We start from the raw sequence: 15899 nt of genomic DNA on the forward strand, positions 1-15899 counted from the left end.
CTCCGTTTATTTCTTTTCTTTTGCGCTCTTCTCCTTCTGGAACTTATTGTATATGCTCTCCAGATAGAGATTGCCTATGCGGCACATATCTTCCGGCAATTCGGTAGTCATGTCAAACACCTTATTGGCGACGGCGATGACTTCAGGCATCAGTTCCCGCCCTTTTTCCGTCAGGTAAATATTATTCTTGCAACGCGATACCGCCCTTCTTTCAACCAGCCCTTTCTTCTCCAGATTATCGATGCTGCGCTTGATGGCAGCGGCATCCTTATACAGCAGGGTGGCTATCCGGTTCTGGCTGATGCCATCTTGCCCGTATAGGAACCGCATGACGATGTATTGGGAGGTAGGCAAGTCTATGCCGTTTTCTTTCAGCGTTGCATTCAATGTTGCAGACAATGCCCACAGTGCCTTTCCTAACTGAAAGCCTAATGAATTTTTCCATGAGGTGTCAATGTTGGGAATGGAGTCCACTGGATCTTTCTTAGCAGAATTTTTAATGCGCTTTTCCATAAGTGAAGATATTAAATGATGATACTTTTATTATTTCAGGTTGTTGATGAACAACAATAACCGATTGGTAATGTTGACATCGCTCACCCCGCTGTCAAAGTCCAGCGAGAGCAGTTGCAAGTCGGGGGCAAGGCGTTTGATACGGTTCTCGATTCCCCGCGACACGATGTGGTTGGCAATACAACCGAAAGGTTGCAGGCTGACCACATGCTTTACGCCTTGACGGTACAGGGAAAGGATTTCCGCCGGAAGCATCCACCCCTCGCCGAACTGCGCATTCAAGGAAATGACCTTGGCGGCTTCTTCCGCCTCATCGAATACATTTTTGAAGGGGACAAAATAGCGGAATTCCCAACAAGCCTTGTTGAATTTCTCCATGCGTGTCCATATACGGTTGTAAAGCCAGCGGACAAACGAATCCGGCACGATACGCTTACGCAGCCCGCTATCCTGCTTTACGATATAATTGACGAAACCTTGTACAAAAAACTCGGTAAGCAGAGGAGGTATAATTTCTATCCGCTTGCTTACCAGCCATTCGCTAATGTCTTTTTGGGCAAAAGGATTGAACTTCAGGTAAATCTCTCCGACAATGCCGACCTTGGGCACTTCGCAAGGGACTGCAATCTGGTTGAAATCTCTGGCAGCCAAGAACAGGTAGGACAACAAATCACCGGTGACGTTCCGTTCTATCAAATCTTGTGCCGCATTCAGATACATCTCCTTGAGCCGTGCCGCGCTTCCTTTTTCTTTTTCGCGTACGGCAGCCGCATAGTAGAATTTAGCAATACAATCGCTATACAGCAAGGCGTTCAATGCCACAGGAAGCATCTTAAACCAGTTCATCCGGAAGCCGGGCTGATTGTTCTTCAAGTCATCGCCAAAAGTAAGCGATATGACCGGGACATTTCTGAAACCTGCCTCTGTCAATGCCCGTTTTATCAACGACAGGTAATTAGAAGCTCGGCATTGCCCTCCTGTCTGTGTCATAGCCACAGCAGTCTGTTCCGGGACGTACTTGCCGCTTTCGAAGGCTTTCACGATGTCGCCTACTATCAACGTGGCAGGATAGCATACTTCATTATTGGCATACCGCAATCCGCAATCGCACGATACGGCATCGCTCATCGGCAAGTTCTCCACCTTATAGCCTGCCAGTTTCATCAGAGAAGGAATCAACGGAGAGATGAACGGCGTAAAGAATGGAGCTAAGATGGTCCGCTTCCTGTCGGCTGCTTGGAATGCAGGCGGGGTGACGAAAGGACGCACGGAAACAGGACGATTGCATTCACCGGCTGCCAGTTTCAGGCTCTCGATGGCAGAACGTACACGCAACTTAATGGAACCGATATTATCGATATCATCCAGTTTCAGCAGGGTCAGCGTCTTGTCGTAACGCTTCATCAGATTGCGGGTCTCGTCTGTCAGGAAAGCGTCGGGACCGCAACCGAAAGAGGTCATCTGCATACATTGGATACCGTTGTCCTGCATCGCAGCCCATTTTACCGCTTTCAGGATTCGGTTGACATAAGCCCATTGCGGAAGAATGTAAGCATCATTCACTTCGATGTTTTCACGGCGCACAATGTCATCGGTCAGGATGTTTACGCCCATGCCTGCCGCCAAATCCGACAATTTATGTTGTATCAACGGGTCTGCATGGTAGGGGCGTCCGACCAACAGAACGGCAAGGCGGTGATTGTTGCGGCTGTCCTCCAGCACGTGGCGGTTATATTCGGTCATTGCCGTATCGAACTCCTCCAATGCATCCACCGCTTTACGGAAAGCTTGCCTGCAAACAGAATCACCGATGCCAAACTGTTTCAGGTAGGCTTGGCACTGCTTGAACAGCAGATGCCGGTCTTTAAATGTGATGGCGGGAGAATCAATGGGAGTCCCCTTGTCTTGCACGCTCTTGATTACTTCCGAATATCCTGAAACGATGGGACAATTGTAACTGTTTTGTCCTCCGTCCATCCGTTCGAACACGACAAACGGCATGAATATCCGCTCCACTTTGCGGTCTATCAAATCCTGGATGTGGCTATGTACCAACTTGGCAGGGAAGCAAATATTGTCTGACATGACCAACTTTGCTTTTTCTTCATATTTTGCAAATGTGGATGGAGCGGAAAGCACCACTTGGATGTTGCAACCGCTGAACAGCGTGTGCCAGAACGGATATTCCTCGTACATGTTCAGGCAACGCGGAATGCCGATGACAGCCCGTGGCGATTCAAGCTCGCACGGACGGTTGAAAAGCAAATCCAGCTTATACGCGTATGCGTTCATCCCTTGTTGTATCGTTCCCCGGTTTGTGAACATCCTTTCACAACGGTTGCCCGAATGGTAACGGTTTCCGTTAGCGAATGTATAAGTGGTAATAAAACAGTTGTTCTCACATCCGTGGCATTGCCGCTGGCGGGTGGTATAGGAAGCGCGTCCTGACAATTCATCCAAGGATGTTTCGTTTTGCTCAAACTTACGGGCATGGAGCGCACAACCGATGGCGCCCATCAGTTCCGGATAGCTGCTTCGGAAAACTTCTTTTCCCGTCAGCTTCTCAAAGGCACGCACCACCGAATCATTCCGCATCGTACCTCCTTGAACAATCGTGTTCTGCCCCAACTCACTTGTATCTTTGAGGCGCAGGACTTTATACAGGCAGTTCTTTACCACCGAATACGAAAGTCCCGCCGCAATGTCCGCTACGGCAGCTCCCTCGCGCATCGCCTGTTTTACCTTCGAGTTCATAAATACCGTGCAGCGTGTGCCCAAGTCATACGGATGTGTTGCCCGGCAAGCCTCCTTGCCAAACTCTTGCACCGAATAACCCAGCGACCGGGCAAAAGTTTCGAGGAAAGAGCCGCAACCGGAAGAACAGGCTTCATTGATTTCAATGCGGTTGATAACGCCACCGCTCACGAACATCGCCTTCATGTCCTGTCCGCCGATATCGAGAATGAACGATACGTCTTTCTTTAAGTGGCGGGCAGCCTCGTAATGGGCGATGGTCTCTACGATGCCGTCATCCAGATGGAAGGCGGCTTTTATGAGGTCTTCGCCGTAACCGGTGGCACAACTGCCCGTTACGCGTATATCCGTCCCCGATTTCCGGCAGGCTTCTTCCAGTGCCTCCAGTCCTTTTTCTACCGTGGCTATCGGATTTCCGTTGTTGTTGGCATAATACGTGTACAGCAGCTCGTCCTGCTGGTTCAGTGCAACGATTTTCGTTGTGGTAGAACCTGAGTCGATGCCTAAGGTTATTCTTTCTGTACCTCCATGAAGTGCTCTCGTTCGGAAATCGTGCTGCGTCATGCGTGCTTTCCATTGCCCGTAATCTTCTTTGCTTGTAAAGATAGGCTCCAGCCTGTGCGTTAGTTCTATGCCGGAAATGGAAGCCGAATTGACGACCTGCATCAAATCCGAAAGCCTTGTACCGCATCCGTTCTCTATTGTCAGAGCCGTGCCCCAAGCCGGAATCAAGTGGCTGTTTTCCGGTAGCATGATGTCTTGTTCTCTCAGATGCAGGTAATCGGTAAAGGCTTTCCGCAACGCAGGCAAAAAGGTGAGCGGGCCTCCGCAGAACAATACGGGCGGCTTGATTTCGCACCCGTGTGCCAATGTGATGACAACTTGTACCGCTACGGCATGGAATATGGAGGCGGCGATGTCTGTCCGGGCTGTATTTCTGGCTATCAGGTTTTGCACGTCTGTCTTGCTGAACACGCCACACCGCGAAGCAATGGGATATATCCGCTCCGCCTTTAAGGCAAGTCCGTTCATCTGTTCCACAGACACTCCCAACAATAAAGCCATCTGGTCGATGAAAGCGCCTGTACCTCCGGCACAGTTCCCGTTCATGCGCAAATCCGTGGCAGTACCGTTATTGAAAAACACCACTTTGGCATCCTCTCCTCCGATGTCAATCATGGTACCGCATTGGCTGGAGTATTGTTTGACATAATGTGTGGCTGCCACTACTTCTTGCGTGAAAGGCAAACCATACTTTTCGGCAACTCCCATTCCGACAGAGCCGGTAAGCCGTATGCAGACAAGCGCATCACCTATTTGCTTATGTATTTCCTGCAATAACTCTGACAGGCTTTCTCTTATTCGGGCATGATGCCTTCTGTATCCGGAAAATGCAATGCTTCCATCCGGTGCCAATACTACAGTTTTTATCGTGGTGGAACCAATGTCTAATCCTATTTTATAGACAGCATTCATATCAGCCTCCTTATCTTATTAATGATATAAACTTGTATAAGAACACTGCAAATATAGCAAAAGCATTGACTAGTCAATCTATAAGTAAAAGGATTCTGTGTTAAAAATACAAAAAGAAGAATGACGTGGGGAGCGTCTTATACAACTGCAGGCAGGCACATTTGCGAATCATAAATGTGTCTGCCTGCGGTGTATAAGATAAAAGACAAATTACAGGATTATTTTCATTCCGTTGCTTTATCCTTTGCAATCAGTTCCAGTAGTTTTTCTACGGCTTGTTCTTCAGGGATATTTTTCTCGATGCATTCCTTTTTCTTATAGAGGCTGATTTTGCCCCGTCCGGCACCTACATAGCCATAGTCGGCATCTGCCATTTCGCCCGGACCGTTTACGATGCAGCCCATGATGCCTATCTTCAGGCCTTTCAGATGCGAGGTCGCGGTTTTGATGCGGGCGATGGTTGCTTCGAGGTCGTAGAGCGTACGTCCGCATCCCGGGCAGGAGATGTATTCGGTTTTCGAAGTACGCAGGCGTCCGGCTTGAAGGATGCCGAATGCAGTTTCGTCTAATTTCAAGTCGGAGATAGCATCACCGTCGTTATAAAGCAAGATGCCGTCGCAGAGCCCGTCGATGAGCAAAGCACCCATGTCCGTAGCGGCTTTCAGCTGGAAATCTTCCAGACAGGTTTCCTTATAATACTGGAAGAACACCAATGGATTTTTCAGTCCTGATGCCATCAGTTGGTGGGCTAAGCCGCGGAACTCGCCCAGGCGGTTCGCATGATTGCTCTGTGCGATGACGACGGTTTCCGGGTGGCGGCGCAGGCAGGCAATGGCCTCTTCATCCAATGTCAGATAGGTAAGGAAGAGAAATTTCCGTTTCGCCTGGCTGTAATGCAATTCAATGAGCTGCTTGTGGCTGAATGCCGGATAAGTGCCTTCGCTTCCGTCCCAACGGTTTGCGTCTACAATGTAGCCGATGCCCGGCTGGCGTTCTTCGGGCAAGGTCTGCCCGCAATAGATATAGTCCGGACGGAATTGTCCGTTTGTCTCCATATTCCCGTTGAGGCGCGCTGATATGACGATGGGTACATGGCCGCCGCCGATATTCCCTACGGGGGTAGTGGTGCGGCGTGCCGGGTCGGTATAGCAAAAGCCCTCCGCTTCCGTTCCGGGTATGTAGATATGGCCGTTCCGCTTGGAGACGTAGTCCACCAATTTGCGCGCCACAGGTATTTCCGCTTCAGGAGCTTCTGTAAGCGAGACACGGATGGTGTCGCCCAGTCCGTCGCATAGCAAGGCTCCGATGCCCAATGCCGACTTGATGCGCCCGTCTTCTCCGTCACCCGCTTCTGTCACGCCCAGATGAAGCGGGAATGCCATGCCTTCTTTTTCCATTTGCGCCACCAGCAAGCGGACCGTTTTCACCATAATGACGGTATTCGATGCCTTGATGGAAATGACCACGTCCGTGAATTGTTCTTCCACGCAGATGCGCAGGAACTCCATGCACGATTCCACCATGCCTGCCGGTGTATCGCCATAGCGTGACATGATACGGTCGGATAGCGAGCCGTGGTTTACCCCGATGCGTATGGCGGTATGGTTTTCCTTACAGATGTTCAGGAAAGGGACCAGCCGTTCGCGTATCTTTTGTATCTCTTTTGCGTATTCTTCATCCGTATACTCCAGCTTCTTGAAGGTACGTGCGGCATCGGTATAGTTGCCCGGATTGATGCGTACCCCTTCGGCATAAAGCGCTGCCACTTCCGCCACTTTCGGATTGAAGTGGACGTCGGCAATCAGCGGTGTGCCGTAGCCTTTCGAGCGCAAGCCGATGTTGATGTTCTTCAGGTTCTCGGCCTCACGTGTGCCTTGGGTGGTGAGGCGCACGTATTCTCCTCCCGCTTCAATAATGCGGATGGCCTGCTCTACACAGGCCTCGGTATCGGTGGTAGGCGTATTGGTCATGCTTTGCACCCGGATGGGGTTAGTGCCTCCCATAGGTGTGCCGCCTACATATACTTCGCTTGCCTGGCGGCGTGAATAGTTGAAATAATCCATATATTTTAGGTACTGGGTTTTAGGTACTAGGTAACTAGGTACTAGGTGACTAGGTACTAGGTGACTAGGTTTCAGATACCATCGACTGGCGCCAACAAGGTATTCAGAACCTAGTCACCTAGTCACCTGGTACCTAGTCACCTAACCAGAACCTAGTCACCTAGTCACCTGGTACCTAGTCACCTAAAAAATCAATCTACTTTGTACTCGTATTTCACCTCTTTCAGGTCTTGGTTGGCTTTGACGATTTTGTTTTTCAAGCCTTCCTTGTATGCGGCAAACTTCTGTGCCAACGCCTCGTCAGACAGGGCGAGCATCTGCACGGCAAGGATGGCGGCATTCATCGCCCCGTTGATGGCTACCGTAGCCACGGGGATGCCCGGAGGCATCTGAAGGATGGAATACAAGGCATCTACACCGTCCAGGACGGAACCTTTGATAGGGATGCCGATGACGGGCAGTGTGGTATTGGCGGCAATGACACCCGGCAATGCAGCCGCCATGCCGGCTCCGGCAATAATGACTTTCAGGCCCCTGCCTGCGGCTTCTTTGGCAAACTTCTCCACTTCGGCGGGAGTGCGGTGGGCGGAAAGGGCGTTCATTTCGAACGGCACTTGCATGTCGTTGAGGAAAGCCGCAGCCTTTTCCATAACGGGAAGGTCGGAAGTGCTTCCCATGATGATACTTACAATCGGTTTCATGTCGTTTGTTTTTTTTGAGGAGTTAAGGAGTTACAGTCAATCAGAAATGAATTGCGAAAAATCATTTGTCATGCTGAACGAAATGAAGCATCTCGGATGCGCCCACGTGGATGTGCACGAGATCCTTCACGTTCGTTACCAATGACGGATTATCCTTACCTCTTGTCATTCTGACGACCGTAGGGAGGAAGAATCTCACATCCGCGTGGATGTCTACGAGATCCTTCACGTTCGTTCAGGATGACAATAGCTTTGAAAAATCCCTGTCATAATCGAATGGGTTTTCCGCAGGAAACGGGCACTCAGGATGACAATACATCAAGAATTTTTCGCAAACCAATTTGGTTTTACTATATTTTCATCAACCTGACTATTGGCTTTAACTCCTTAACTCCTTCATTAAATTATTCATTAATCAGTTGCTTGTATGCTTCTGCATCCAGCAGGCCGTCCATTTCCGACGGATCTGCCGGCTTGATTTTCACCAGCCAACCCTTACCATACGGGTCTTGGTTCACCAGTTCCGGATGCTCTTCCAGTTCCGGGTTTACTTCCAGCACCTCTCCGCCTATTGGGAGGAAAAGGTCGGAAACGGTTTTCACTACCTCTATGGTGCCGAACACTTCGCCTTTGTCCAGCGTCTCGCCTTCGGTGGTGATGTCCACAAAGACGATGTCACCCAATTGGTCTTGTGCGTAATCGGTAATGCCTACATAGGCTTCTTCACCTTCCAGGCGAATCCATTCGTGTTCGTTCGTGTACTTTACATTCGTAGGGAAATTCATAATTCGAGATTTTAAAGGTTTATATTTCCTGCAAATGTACGAATTTAAAATGAAGAATGAAGAATGGCGGAGCCAGAATTTCTTTATCCGTATAGTAAACCTTGCACGGGCAGGCGTATCGAATGGGGAATTGAAGCCGGATGAGAGCGTGATGCATATACCTACGTTTGTGTCCAGAACTATATGCATCGGCATGCGCATATAGGTGCATCGCCGACCGCTCTTTCTTCCGGTAGCGGGAAAAGCCGGATACTGGTATGGGAAGTCTGAACGGATTTTACGTTTCGAAAATGTATAATTTCCTCTCTTGGACGGTCGATATATCAGGAGAATCATTACTTTTGCCAGTAAAACCAAGAAATTATTACCATGAAAAAGAAAGTACTTTTGTGTTTGCTTAGTTTCTGTTCGCTCTTTGCATGGGCGCAAAGGCAAGAGACATTGTTAGAGAAGAACTGGAAATTCACGAAAGGTGATGCGCCTGAGGCTGTGCAAGAGACGTTTGACGATACGCAATGGGAAACCGTGACCGTGCCGCATGACTGGGCTATCTATGGTCCGTTCGACCGGAGCCATGACCTGCAGAACGTGGCGGTTAAGCAGAACTTCGAGACGCAGGCTTCGGTGAAGACCGGACGTACCGGAGGACTTCCCTACGTAGGCACAGGCTGGTATCGCACCACCTTCGAAGTGCCTGCGGGCAAAGAGGCTTCCCTGGTGTTCGATGGTGCCATGAGCGAGGCGCGGGTTTACGTGAACGGAAAAGAAGCGGGCTTCTGGCCGCTGGGGTATAATTCGTTCCACATTGACGTGACACCTTATATCTATACGGACGGGCGGAAGAATACGCTGGCAGTACGTTTGGAAAACCGCCCGCAGTCTTCGCGCTGGTATCCGGGGGCAGGGCTTTACCGGAACGTGCGACTGGTGACTACAGAAAAGGTGCATGTGCCTGTATGGGGGACGCAGCTTACTACGCCTCATGTGGAAGCCAGCTATGCCTCGGTGAAGCTGCTTACCACCGTTGCCCATGCAGGGGATAAGGATATCCGCATCGTGACGGAGATTCTCTCACCCGAAGGGAAGGTGGTAGCGGTGAAAGACAATACGCGCAAAATCAATCACGGAATGCCCTTTGAGCAGAACTTTCTGGTAGATGCTCCGAAGTTGTGGTCGCCCGAAACGCCTTTCTTGTATAAGGCGGTATCTAAGATTTACGTGGATAACCGGCAGGTGGACGAATACACGACCCGTTTCGGCATCCGCAGCCTGGAGATTGTGCCCGACAAGGGTTTCTTCCTGAACGGAAAGCACCGCAAGTTCCAAGGGGTGTGCAACCATCACGACCTCGGTCCGCTGGGGGCTGCCGTGAATGTGGCTGCCCTGCGCCGCCAGCTGACGATGTTGAAGGACATGGGTTGCGACGCGATACGTACCGCCCACAACATGCCGGCTCCCGAACTGGTGGAACTGTGCGACGAGATGGGCTTTATGATGATGCTGGAGCCGTTCGACGAATGGGATATCGCCAAGTGCGAGAACGGTTATCACCGCTTCTTCGGCGAATGGGCGGAGAAAGACATGGTGAACATGTTGCGCCATTACCGCAACCATCCCAGCGTGGTGATGTGGAGCATCGGCAACGAGGTGCCTACCCAGTGGAAGCCCGAAGGGTATAAGGTGGCTTCGTTCCTGCAGGACATCTGCCACCGCGAAGACCCTACGCGTCCGGTCACATGCGGCATGGACCAGGTGTCGAGCGTGTTGGGCAATGGGTTTGCCGCCATGCTGGATGTGCCTGGATTCAATTACCGTGCCCACCGGTATGTAGAAGCCTACAACCGCCTGCCTCAGAACATTGTGCTGGGCTCGGAAACATCCTCTACGGTCAGCTCGAGAGGGGTGTATAAGTTCCCGGTACGGAAGCGCGGCGATGCCAAGTACGAAGACCATCAGTCGAGCGGATATGACTTGGAGCATTGTTCGTGGAGCAACGTGCCCGATGAGGATTTCGCCCTTGCCGACGATTATCCGTGGACCATCGGCCAGTTCGTATGGACGGGTTTCGATTACTTGGGCGAACCTTCGCCTTACGATACCGATGCCTGGCCCAGCCATAGCTCGTTGTTCGGCATTATCGACCTGGCAAGCCTGCCCAAAGACCGCTATTACCTCTATCGGAGTATCTGGAACAGGAAATCACCTACCCTGCACGTGTTGCCGCACTGGAACTGGCAGGGCAGGGAAGGCGAAAACACGCCGGTATTTGCCTACACCAGTTATCCCGAAGCGGAACTGTTCGTGAACGGCAAGAGCTATGGGAAGCAGCGCAAGCTGACGCGCGAAGAAAGCCAAGCCCTGCAGGGCAAGGATTCGCTTTGGCTCCAGCGCCGGTATCGGCTGATGTGGATGGATGTGCCATACGAGCCGGGCGAGCTGAAAGTAGTGGCTTATGATGCATCCGGAAAGGCGGCGGACGAAAAGGTAGTGCGTACGGTTGGCAAGCCTCACCACATTGAGCTGGTGGCAGACCGTACGGAGCTGGCGGCAGACGGGAAAGACCTTGCCTACATCACGGTGCGCATCGTGGACAAGGATGGCAATCTGTGTCCGATGGACAACCGCCTGGTACACTTCTCGGTAAAGGGGGCAGGCACGTATCGTGCTTCGGCAAACGGCGACCCTACCTGTCTCTATCTGTTCCACGAAAACCGGATGCCGGCCTTCAGCGGCGCATTGACCGCCATAGTACAGACTAAAGAAGAAGCCGGAGAAATCTGTTTCGAGGCGAAAGCAAAGGGTGTGAAGGGCGGCAAGCTGACCTTGCGCACGGTGCGTGAATAGTCTGTATATATTATAATTGGGAGATTTTTGAGCAAACGATAAAACCTGTCGTTTGCTCTCTTTTTATCTAAAGATTTGGTGGATACCGGCAAAATGCGGGAAAACATTTGGTGGAAATGTGATAGCAAGATTTTTGCACAAACGACATGTTTTGTCGTTTACCCTTTTTATCTTTGCCTCGAACTAAAAAATAAACACTATGGGAAAACGGTTGGAAGGTTTGCAGCGCATGTTGGTCATTCTCAACAAGCTGGAAGGCAAGAGGCGGTATGTGCCTGTGGAAGAACTGAAACGCTATGTGGCAGATGCAATGGCATTGCGCGGCTATTCGGGTGTGACGCAGCGCACGTTGCAACGCGACTTCAAGGAAATAGAAAGTCTGTTTGGCATCAGTATCGGGTTCGACGAGAAAGCCCACGGGTATTATATAAAGGAAGAAGACAAAAATGCTCCGGAACGGTACGGCCAGCTGCTTCAGAACTTCGACCTGCTCAATGCCTTGGAAGGAGACACCAACTTGCGCACCTATGTGTTGGCGGAACATCACCGCCCGTTGCCCAGCGAGTGCCTGCCGATGCTGATAAGTGCCATCAAGCATACACACCCTGTGGTGTTCCGCTATACGCTGGTAAGGCAGGGCGATAAGGTAGAGGAAAAGAAAGTGCTTCCTCATTATTTGAAAGAATCGAACCAGCGTTGGTATCTGTTGGCATACGAAGGGGATGTGCTGAAGGCTTTTGGGGCAGACCGTATCTGTGATTTGCGCGTATGCGAAAACGAGACTTTCAAGCGGAATATGGATATAGATGCAGGTGAATTGTTCCGCGATTGTTTTGGCATCTGGAACCAGCCGGACATCCCGGTAGAAGACGTCGAACTGAAGTATGATGCCTTGGACGGCAAATTCCTGAAGTCGGTACCTTTGCATCATTCCCAGCAGGTCTTGACAGACAATGCGGACGAGTTCCGCATCAAAGTACGCCTGCGTATCACCAACGATTTTGTGATGGAGCTGCTTTCCCGAAGCCGCTCGTTGGAAGTCATCAGCCCGCCCCACCTTAGGGAACGGGTACGGAAAGTGTACGAAGAGGCGTTGAAGCGGAATGAATGATCGTAGGTTGAAGCATAACAGGAACTCAAAAACAGAATACTTATAGCCTATGAAAAAGATCTATTTATGTATGCTCATCGTTGCGTTTTGTTCGTGTATGGTCCATGCGCAGACGTTACACCGCTATGTGGTGGAAGTGGAAACGGTTCCCGATAAGAGGGAATACAAAGCTGAAAAGCTGATTAACGGCAATGTGCGGCTGGAGCCTCAAGGTCCGAGGAAGACGGTAAAGTATTACGAAATCCTTTCGCGCACGCCCTTGACGGCAAAGCAATGCCAGGATTCTATCCGGTTGGGCAAAGCCCGTCAGGTTTCCAAGCCTGTACGGAAGTACCGGCACCGGAAGAACGTGACGCTGGATGGTTGGGACGGTGTCAATCCGGCGGATGCGGAACAGACGGAGTACGACCTCAATTACGAAGACCCCGACCTGTATGATTTTATAGCGGATTAGCGGAAACAATATTTTCCCGAAGAGAAGCATGCGTTTTGATGAACATAAGTGAGTGGAGCGTTTTACATAAGTAACTCGAGCGTTTCACATAAGTGAGTCGATCAACTCACTTATGTTCGTTTACGAGGTCTCTTGACAATTTTTCAAAACGCATATCATGAAGACTGCGCTTTAAATAACCACCTCATTCACCTTGATGTCGCTATTAATGATTGGTTATGCCATGAATCCAATTTTGCAGGGCACTGTTACCCACCTTGTTCAGTAACTTTCCTTCTTTCCAATTTAAATCGGGATAGGCTTTTTTCAATTCGGAAACACTGTTGCTGATATCGCTTCCACCGGAGGTGGCAAACGGAATGACGGTTTTGCCTCTCAGGTCGTGGCTTTCAATGAATGTGTTGATGATTCTTGGAGCAAGGTTCCACCAAATGGGATAGCCGATAAAAACGACATCATATCCGGCAATGTCTGTTTTCGTCACTTTAAGTGCCGGACGGGATTTAACATCATTCATTTCCACCGAACTGCGCGACTGCCGGTCGTTCCAATCGAGGTCAGCCTCAGTATATGGATGCTGAGGTGCAATTTCGAACAGTTCTCCGCCGGTAATGTCCGCAATGTTACGGGCGACTTGGGCAGTCGTTCCGGTCGCCGAAAAATAAGCTACCAACATCTTGGATGATGCATTACTTACATTTTGTTTGTCTTTCTTTTGGGCACAGGCGGTAAAACAGATGACCAGTACCGCCGCAATGGATAATAAAATCTTGTTCATACCATATTTTTTATGAATATCCTCATTAACAAAAAACATCTCTGTAATAAACAGGTATAAAAAATGACCGCAAACCGGGCAAGTCCGATAAAGACTTGCCTCGGTCCCGGTCAGGTTATCTTAAGTTCTAAGTGCTTACACAATTTTTATGCCTCTCCCTTGAAATCGCTCAACGGCGGGACAAAAGTCTTATCGGCACGTTGCTGTTCGGGCATCTTGATTTGTCCAAAGTTCTTCTCATATTTCACGATATTGTCTTGCAGCGCGAAAAGCAAACGTTTGGCATTTTCGGGAGTCATCACAATGCGAGACTGCACGCCAGCTTTCGGAAGCCCCGGCATAATACGGACAAAATCGAGGATAAACTCGGACGTGGAATGAGTAATAATCGCCAAATTGGCATACGTACCTTGAGCAACTTCGTCTTTCAGCTCAATCTGCAACTGGTCTTGATTGTTCTTATTTTCGTTTTCCATGGGATTATTTTATTTAAATACAAATACACAATACAAAAGTAACAAACTTTTCGTGATTATCGCGAGTTGGATCAGATATTTATTTTAGCATTCTGAAAAAAGCATGTAAACCTTACCAATCAATTCCGAACCGAAAGAATCTTGCGGTATTCTTCGGGGGAAGTCAGGATTTCGATGGCTTTCTTCAAATCGGCATCATCTTTCAGGCGTTGCATTACAGCCCCCCGCTGGAAGAAATAACGGGTTGCAATTTCTTCGGCAATCTGTTCCTTAATCGGTTTCGAAAAATAATCCAAATCGCGGTCAAGGTTGTGATTCAATTTCTGCTCCAATGCCTTAAACTCGGCTTCCGCCCCTTCCATATAGCCTTCGAACTCTGCGACCTCCTTCAATGTTTTCAACACCTGCTCACTCTGGCGGTCATAGGTAAAATCGGCTTCTTTTACCAGTTTCTTGAAATCGGCATAATCAGCGTCGGTAATCTGCAACGAATCAATTGACGCCACTTCCGGATGATTCAGGCAATATTGAGTCGCATAATCGAATATCAGGTCATCGTTCATCAGATAAAACAAAATATTCGGGAACTTATCTCCCTCTATTTCAATATCGGGGCGGATGCCTCCCCCATCACGCACTTCACGTCCTGCCTCCGTATAAAACACATGTGTCAAACTATCCGGAATACGCGCCACCGAGCCATCGGCATTCTTCTTAGCATAATCTATCGCCTGAATGCAACGCCCGCTGGGAATATAATACTTCGAAGTCGTTACTTTCAATGTACCGTTATAAGGCAATTGGCGCGTAGTCTGCACCAGCCCTTTCCCAAACGTACGTGTGCCGATAATTACCGCACGGTCAAGGTCTTGCATCGAACCGCTCATAATTTCGGAAGCAGAAGCCGAATTGCCATTTACCAAAATAGCAAGCGGAATTGCGGCATCAATAGGCTCACTTGTTGTCTTGAAAGAGCCTGCCGCCTGACGGATTTTCCCTTTTGTCACCACAATCTCCTTCCCTTTCGGCACAAAGAAATTAATGATATCAACGGCTTCCTGTAACGAACCTCCTCCATTGTCGCGCAAGTCGAATATCAACGCTTTCGCTCCTTTGTCCTTCAATTCGATAAACGCCTTTTTCACATCCTTGGAGCAATTATCTGTAAATCCGGTAAGCGAAAGATACCCGATGCTATCGTGCACCATGCCATAATAAGGTACCGGATTGTTGCGGATATTCTTACGGGTAAGCTTGAATTCCATCACCGTGCTATCGTTTTTCTGTGGCCGGAGCACTTTCAATATAAACGAAGTACCCGGCTCGCCACGCAAGGCATCGCTTACTTTCGATGAGAAATCCTGCGGCTTCATATCGCCACGCACCATCTCTTTTCCGCCAACCGAAAGTATAATATCTCCCGCCTTTACTCCTGCTTCAGCAGCCGGCATGCCTTCTACCGGCTCGATAATGGCAATGCGGTCTTTCTTCTCATAATAACGGATGACCGCTCCAATACCTCCGTATTTACCGGTAATCATTTCCTTTAAACTGCTCATCTCTTCTTCGGGATAATATTCAGTATACGGGTCTGTCAGTTGAAGCATTCCGTTTACACCATTCTGTATCATTTTCTCCGGATTGATGGTATCGACATAGAATAAGTCCAGTTCCTTAAAGATTGCATTAAAAATATCCAGGTTCTTCGCCACCTGAAAATTACGGTCATCATCTTTATTGCAGAAACTGGAAAGGCTCAACCCAACCAATACAACAAACATCCCTAAAAGTATTCTTTTTGTATTCATGGCTCGTTTATCTATAAATCTGAACTACAAAGAAACACATTATTCTGTTTCAGCTTACAGAACAGGGCAAACATTTAACTTTACTTAGATATTACAGGTTTTTTGTACCATTTCCATTGAAGAAATCAAGAAAATG

Annotated in this window: 12 protein-coding genes; 4 read left to right on the forward strand and 8 right to left on the reverse strand. The window is 49.3% G+C overall.

Annotation, left to right across the window (positions count from 1 at the left end; all coding sequences use genetic code 11):
• Window positions 1-6: 6 nt before the first annotated feature.
• The 5 genes from BACSA_RS18920 to gcvH all read right to left on the reverse strand — a co-directional run bounded on the left by BACSA_RS18920 (window position 7) and on the right by gcvH (window position 8292).
• Window positions 7-513 (reverse strand): MarR family winged helix-turn-helix transcriptional regulator, encoded by a 507-nt coding sequence (locus BACSA_RS18920; protein WP_013617965.1) that lies wholly within the window; start codon window positions 511-513, stop codon window positions 7-9.
• Window positions 514-543: 30 nt separating this feature from the next.
• Window positions 544-4743, reverse strand: a complete 4200-nt coding sequence (locus BACSA_RS09890) for an acyl-CoA dehydratase activase (protein ID WP_013617966.1) — start codon at window positions 4741-4743, stop codon at window positions 544-546.
• A gap of 224 nt (window positions 4744-4967) precedes the next feature.
• Window positions 4968-6806, reverse strand: a complete 1839-nt coding sequence (locus tag BACSA_RS09895) for a 4-hydroxy-3-methylbut-2-en-1-yl diphosphate synthase (protein ID WP_013617967.1) — start codon at window positions 6804-6806, stop codon at window positions 4968-4970.
• A 191-nt stretch (window positions 6807-6997) separates the two neighbouring features.
• On the reverse strand, window positions 6998-7507 hold the full coding sequence (gene purE, locus BACSA_RS09900) for a 5-(carboxyamino)imidazole ribonucleotide mutase (protein WP_013617968.1): 510 nt from the start codon (window positions 7505-7507) through the stop codon (window positions 6998-7000).
• Between the two features lie 404 nt (window positions 7508-7911).
• Window positions 7912-8292 carry a glycine cleavage system protein GcvH gene (gene gcvH / locus BACSA_RS09905; RefSeq protein WP_013617969.1) on the reverse strand — a complete coding sequence of 127 codons (381 nt, stop codon included), beginning with the start codon at window positions 8290-8292 and terminating at the stop codon, window positions 7912-7914.
• 34 nt (window positions 8293-8326) lie between these two features.
• On the opposite strand from gcvH, the gene BACSA_RS20215 reads away from it, so the two are divergent.
• The 4 genes from BACSA_RS20215 to BACSA_RS09920 all read left to right on the forward strand — a co-directional run bounded on the left by BACSA_RS20215 (window position 8327) and on the right by BACSA_RS09920 (window position 12701).
• Window positions 8327-8497 (forward strand): hypothetical protein, encoded by a 171-nt coding sequence (locus BACSA_RS20215; protein ID WP_169311454.1) that lies wholly within the window; start codon window positions 8327-8329, stop codon window positions 8495-8497.
• A 164-nt stretch (window positions 8498-8661) separates the two neighbouring features.
• The gene (gene galB / locus BACSA_RS09910; protein ID WP_013617970.1) at window positions 8662-11136 is read left to right on the forward strand and encodes a beta-galactosidase GalB; all 2475 of its coding nucleotides are present in this window, start codon (window positions 8662-8664) and stop codon (window positions 11134-11136) included.
• A 199-nt stretch (window positions 11137-11335) separates the two neighbouring features.
• On the forward strand, window positions 11336-12247 hold the full coding sequence (locus BACSA_RS09915) for a helix-turn-helix transcriptional regulator (RefSeq protein ID WP_013617971.1): 912 nt from the start codon (window positions 11336-11338) through the stop codon (window positions 12245-12247).
• A gap of 49 nt (window positions 12248-12296) precedes the next feature.
• Window positions 12297-12701, forward strand: coding sequence for a hypothetical protein (locus BACSA_RS09920; RefSeq protein ID WP_144005213.1), 405 nt, complete (start codon window positions 12297-12299; stop codon window positions 12699-12701).
• Window positions 12702-12906: 205 nt separating this feature from the next.
• On the opposite strand, the gene BACSA_RS09925 is transcribed toward BACSA_RS09920, so the two are convergent.
• The 3 genes from BACSA_RS09925 to BACSA_RS09935 form a co-directional block, all read right to left on the reverse strand.
• Window positions 12907-13479 (reverse strand): flavodoxin, encoded by a 573-nt coding sequence (locus BACSA_RS09925; RefSeq protein ID WP_013617973.1) that lies wholly within the window; start codon window positions 13477-13479, stop codon window positions 12907-12909.
• 146 nt (window positions 13480-13625) lie between these two features.
• Window positions 13626-13955, reverse strand: coding sequence for a DUF3467 domain-containing protein (locus BACSA_RS09930; protein ID WP_013617974.1), 330 nt, complete (start codon window positions 13953-13955; stop codon window positions 13626-13628).
• A 119-nt stretch (window positions 13956-14074) separates the two neighbouring features.
• Entirely contained in the window at window positions 14075-15763 is a 1689-nt protein-coding gene (locus BACSA_RS09935; protein WP_013617975.1) for a S41 family peptidase, read from the reverse strand.
• Between the last annotated feature and the right edge of the window lie 136 nt (window positions 15764-15899).

This window comes from Phocaeicola salanitronis DSM 18170, assembly GCF_000190575.1.
Lineage (GTDB): Bacteria > Bacteroidota > Bacteroidia > Bacteroidales > Bacteroidaceae > Phocaeicola > Phocaeicola salanitronis.

What these genes read in the sequence shown, in the direction of transcription:
- BACSA_RS20215 (WP_169311454.1), top strand. Translation starts at nt 8,327, where the DNA reads ATGTACGAATTTAAAATGAAGAATGAAGAATGGCGGAGCCAGAATTTC.
- BACSA_RS09895 (WP_013617967.1), bottom strand. Translation starts at nt 6,806, where the DNA reads ATGGATTATTTCAACTATTCACGCCGCCAGGCAAGCGAAGTATATGTA.
- galB (WP_013617970.1), top strand. Translation starts at nt 8,662, where the DNA reads ATGAAAAAGAAAGTACTTTTGTGTTTGCTTAGTTTCTGTTCGCTCTTT.
- BACSA_RS09915 (WP_013617971.1), top strand. Translation starts at nt 11,336, where the DNA reads ATGGGAAAACGGTTGGAAGGTTTGCAGCGCATGTTGGTCATTCTCAAC.
- BACSA_RS09935 (WP_013617975.1), bottom strand. Translation starts at nt 15,763, where the DNA reads ATGAATACAAAAAGAATACTTTTAGGGATGTTTGTTGTATTGGTTGGG.
- gcvH (WP_013617969.1), bottom strand. Translation starts at nt 8,292, where the DNA reads ATGAATTTCCCTACGAATGTAAAGTACACGAACGAACACGAATGGATT.
- BACSA_RS09920 (WP_144005213.1), top strand. Translation starts at nt 12,297, where the DNA reads ATGAAAAAGATCTATTTATGTATGCTCATCGTTGCGTTTTGTTCGTGT.
- purE (WP_013617968.1), bottom strand. Translation starts at nt 7,507, where the DNA reads ATGAAACCGATTGTAAGTATCATCATGGGAAGCACTTCCGACCTTCCC.
- BACSA_RS18920 (WP_013617965.1), bottom strand. Translation starts at nt 513, where the DNA reads ATGGAAAAGCGCATTAAAAATTCTGCTAAGAAAGATCCAGTGGACTCC.
- BACSA_RS09890 (WP_013617966.1), bottom strand. Translation starts at nt 4,743, where the DNA reads ATGAATGCTGTCTATAAAATAGGATTAGACATTGGTTCCACCACGATA.
- BACSA_RS09925 (WP_013617973.1), bottom strand. Translation starts at nt 13,479, where the DNA reads ATGAACAAGATTTTATTATCCATTGCGGCGGTACTGGTCATCTGTTTT.
- BACSA_RS09930 (WP_013617974.1), bottom strand. Translation starts at nt 13,955, where the DNA reads ATGGAAAACGAAAATAAGAACAATCAAGACCAGTTGCAGATTGAGCTG.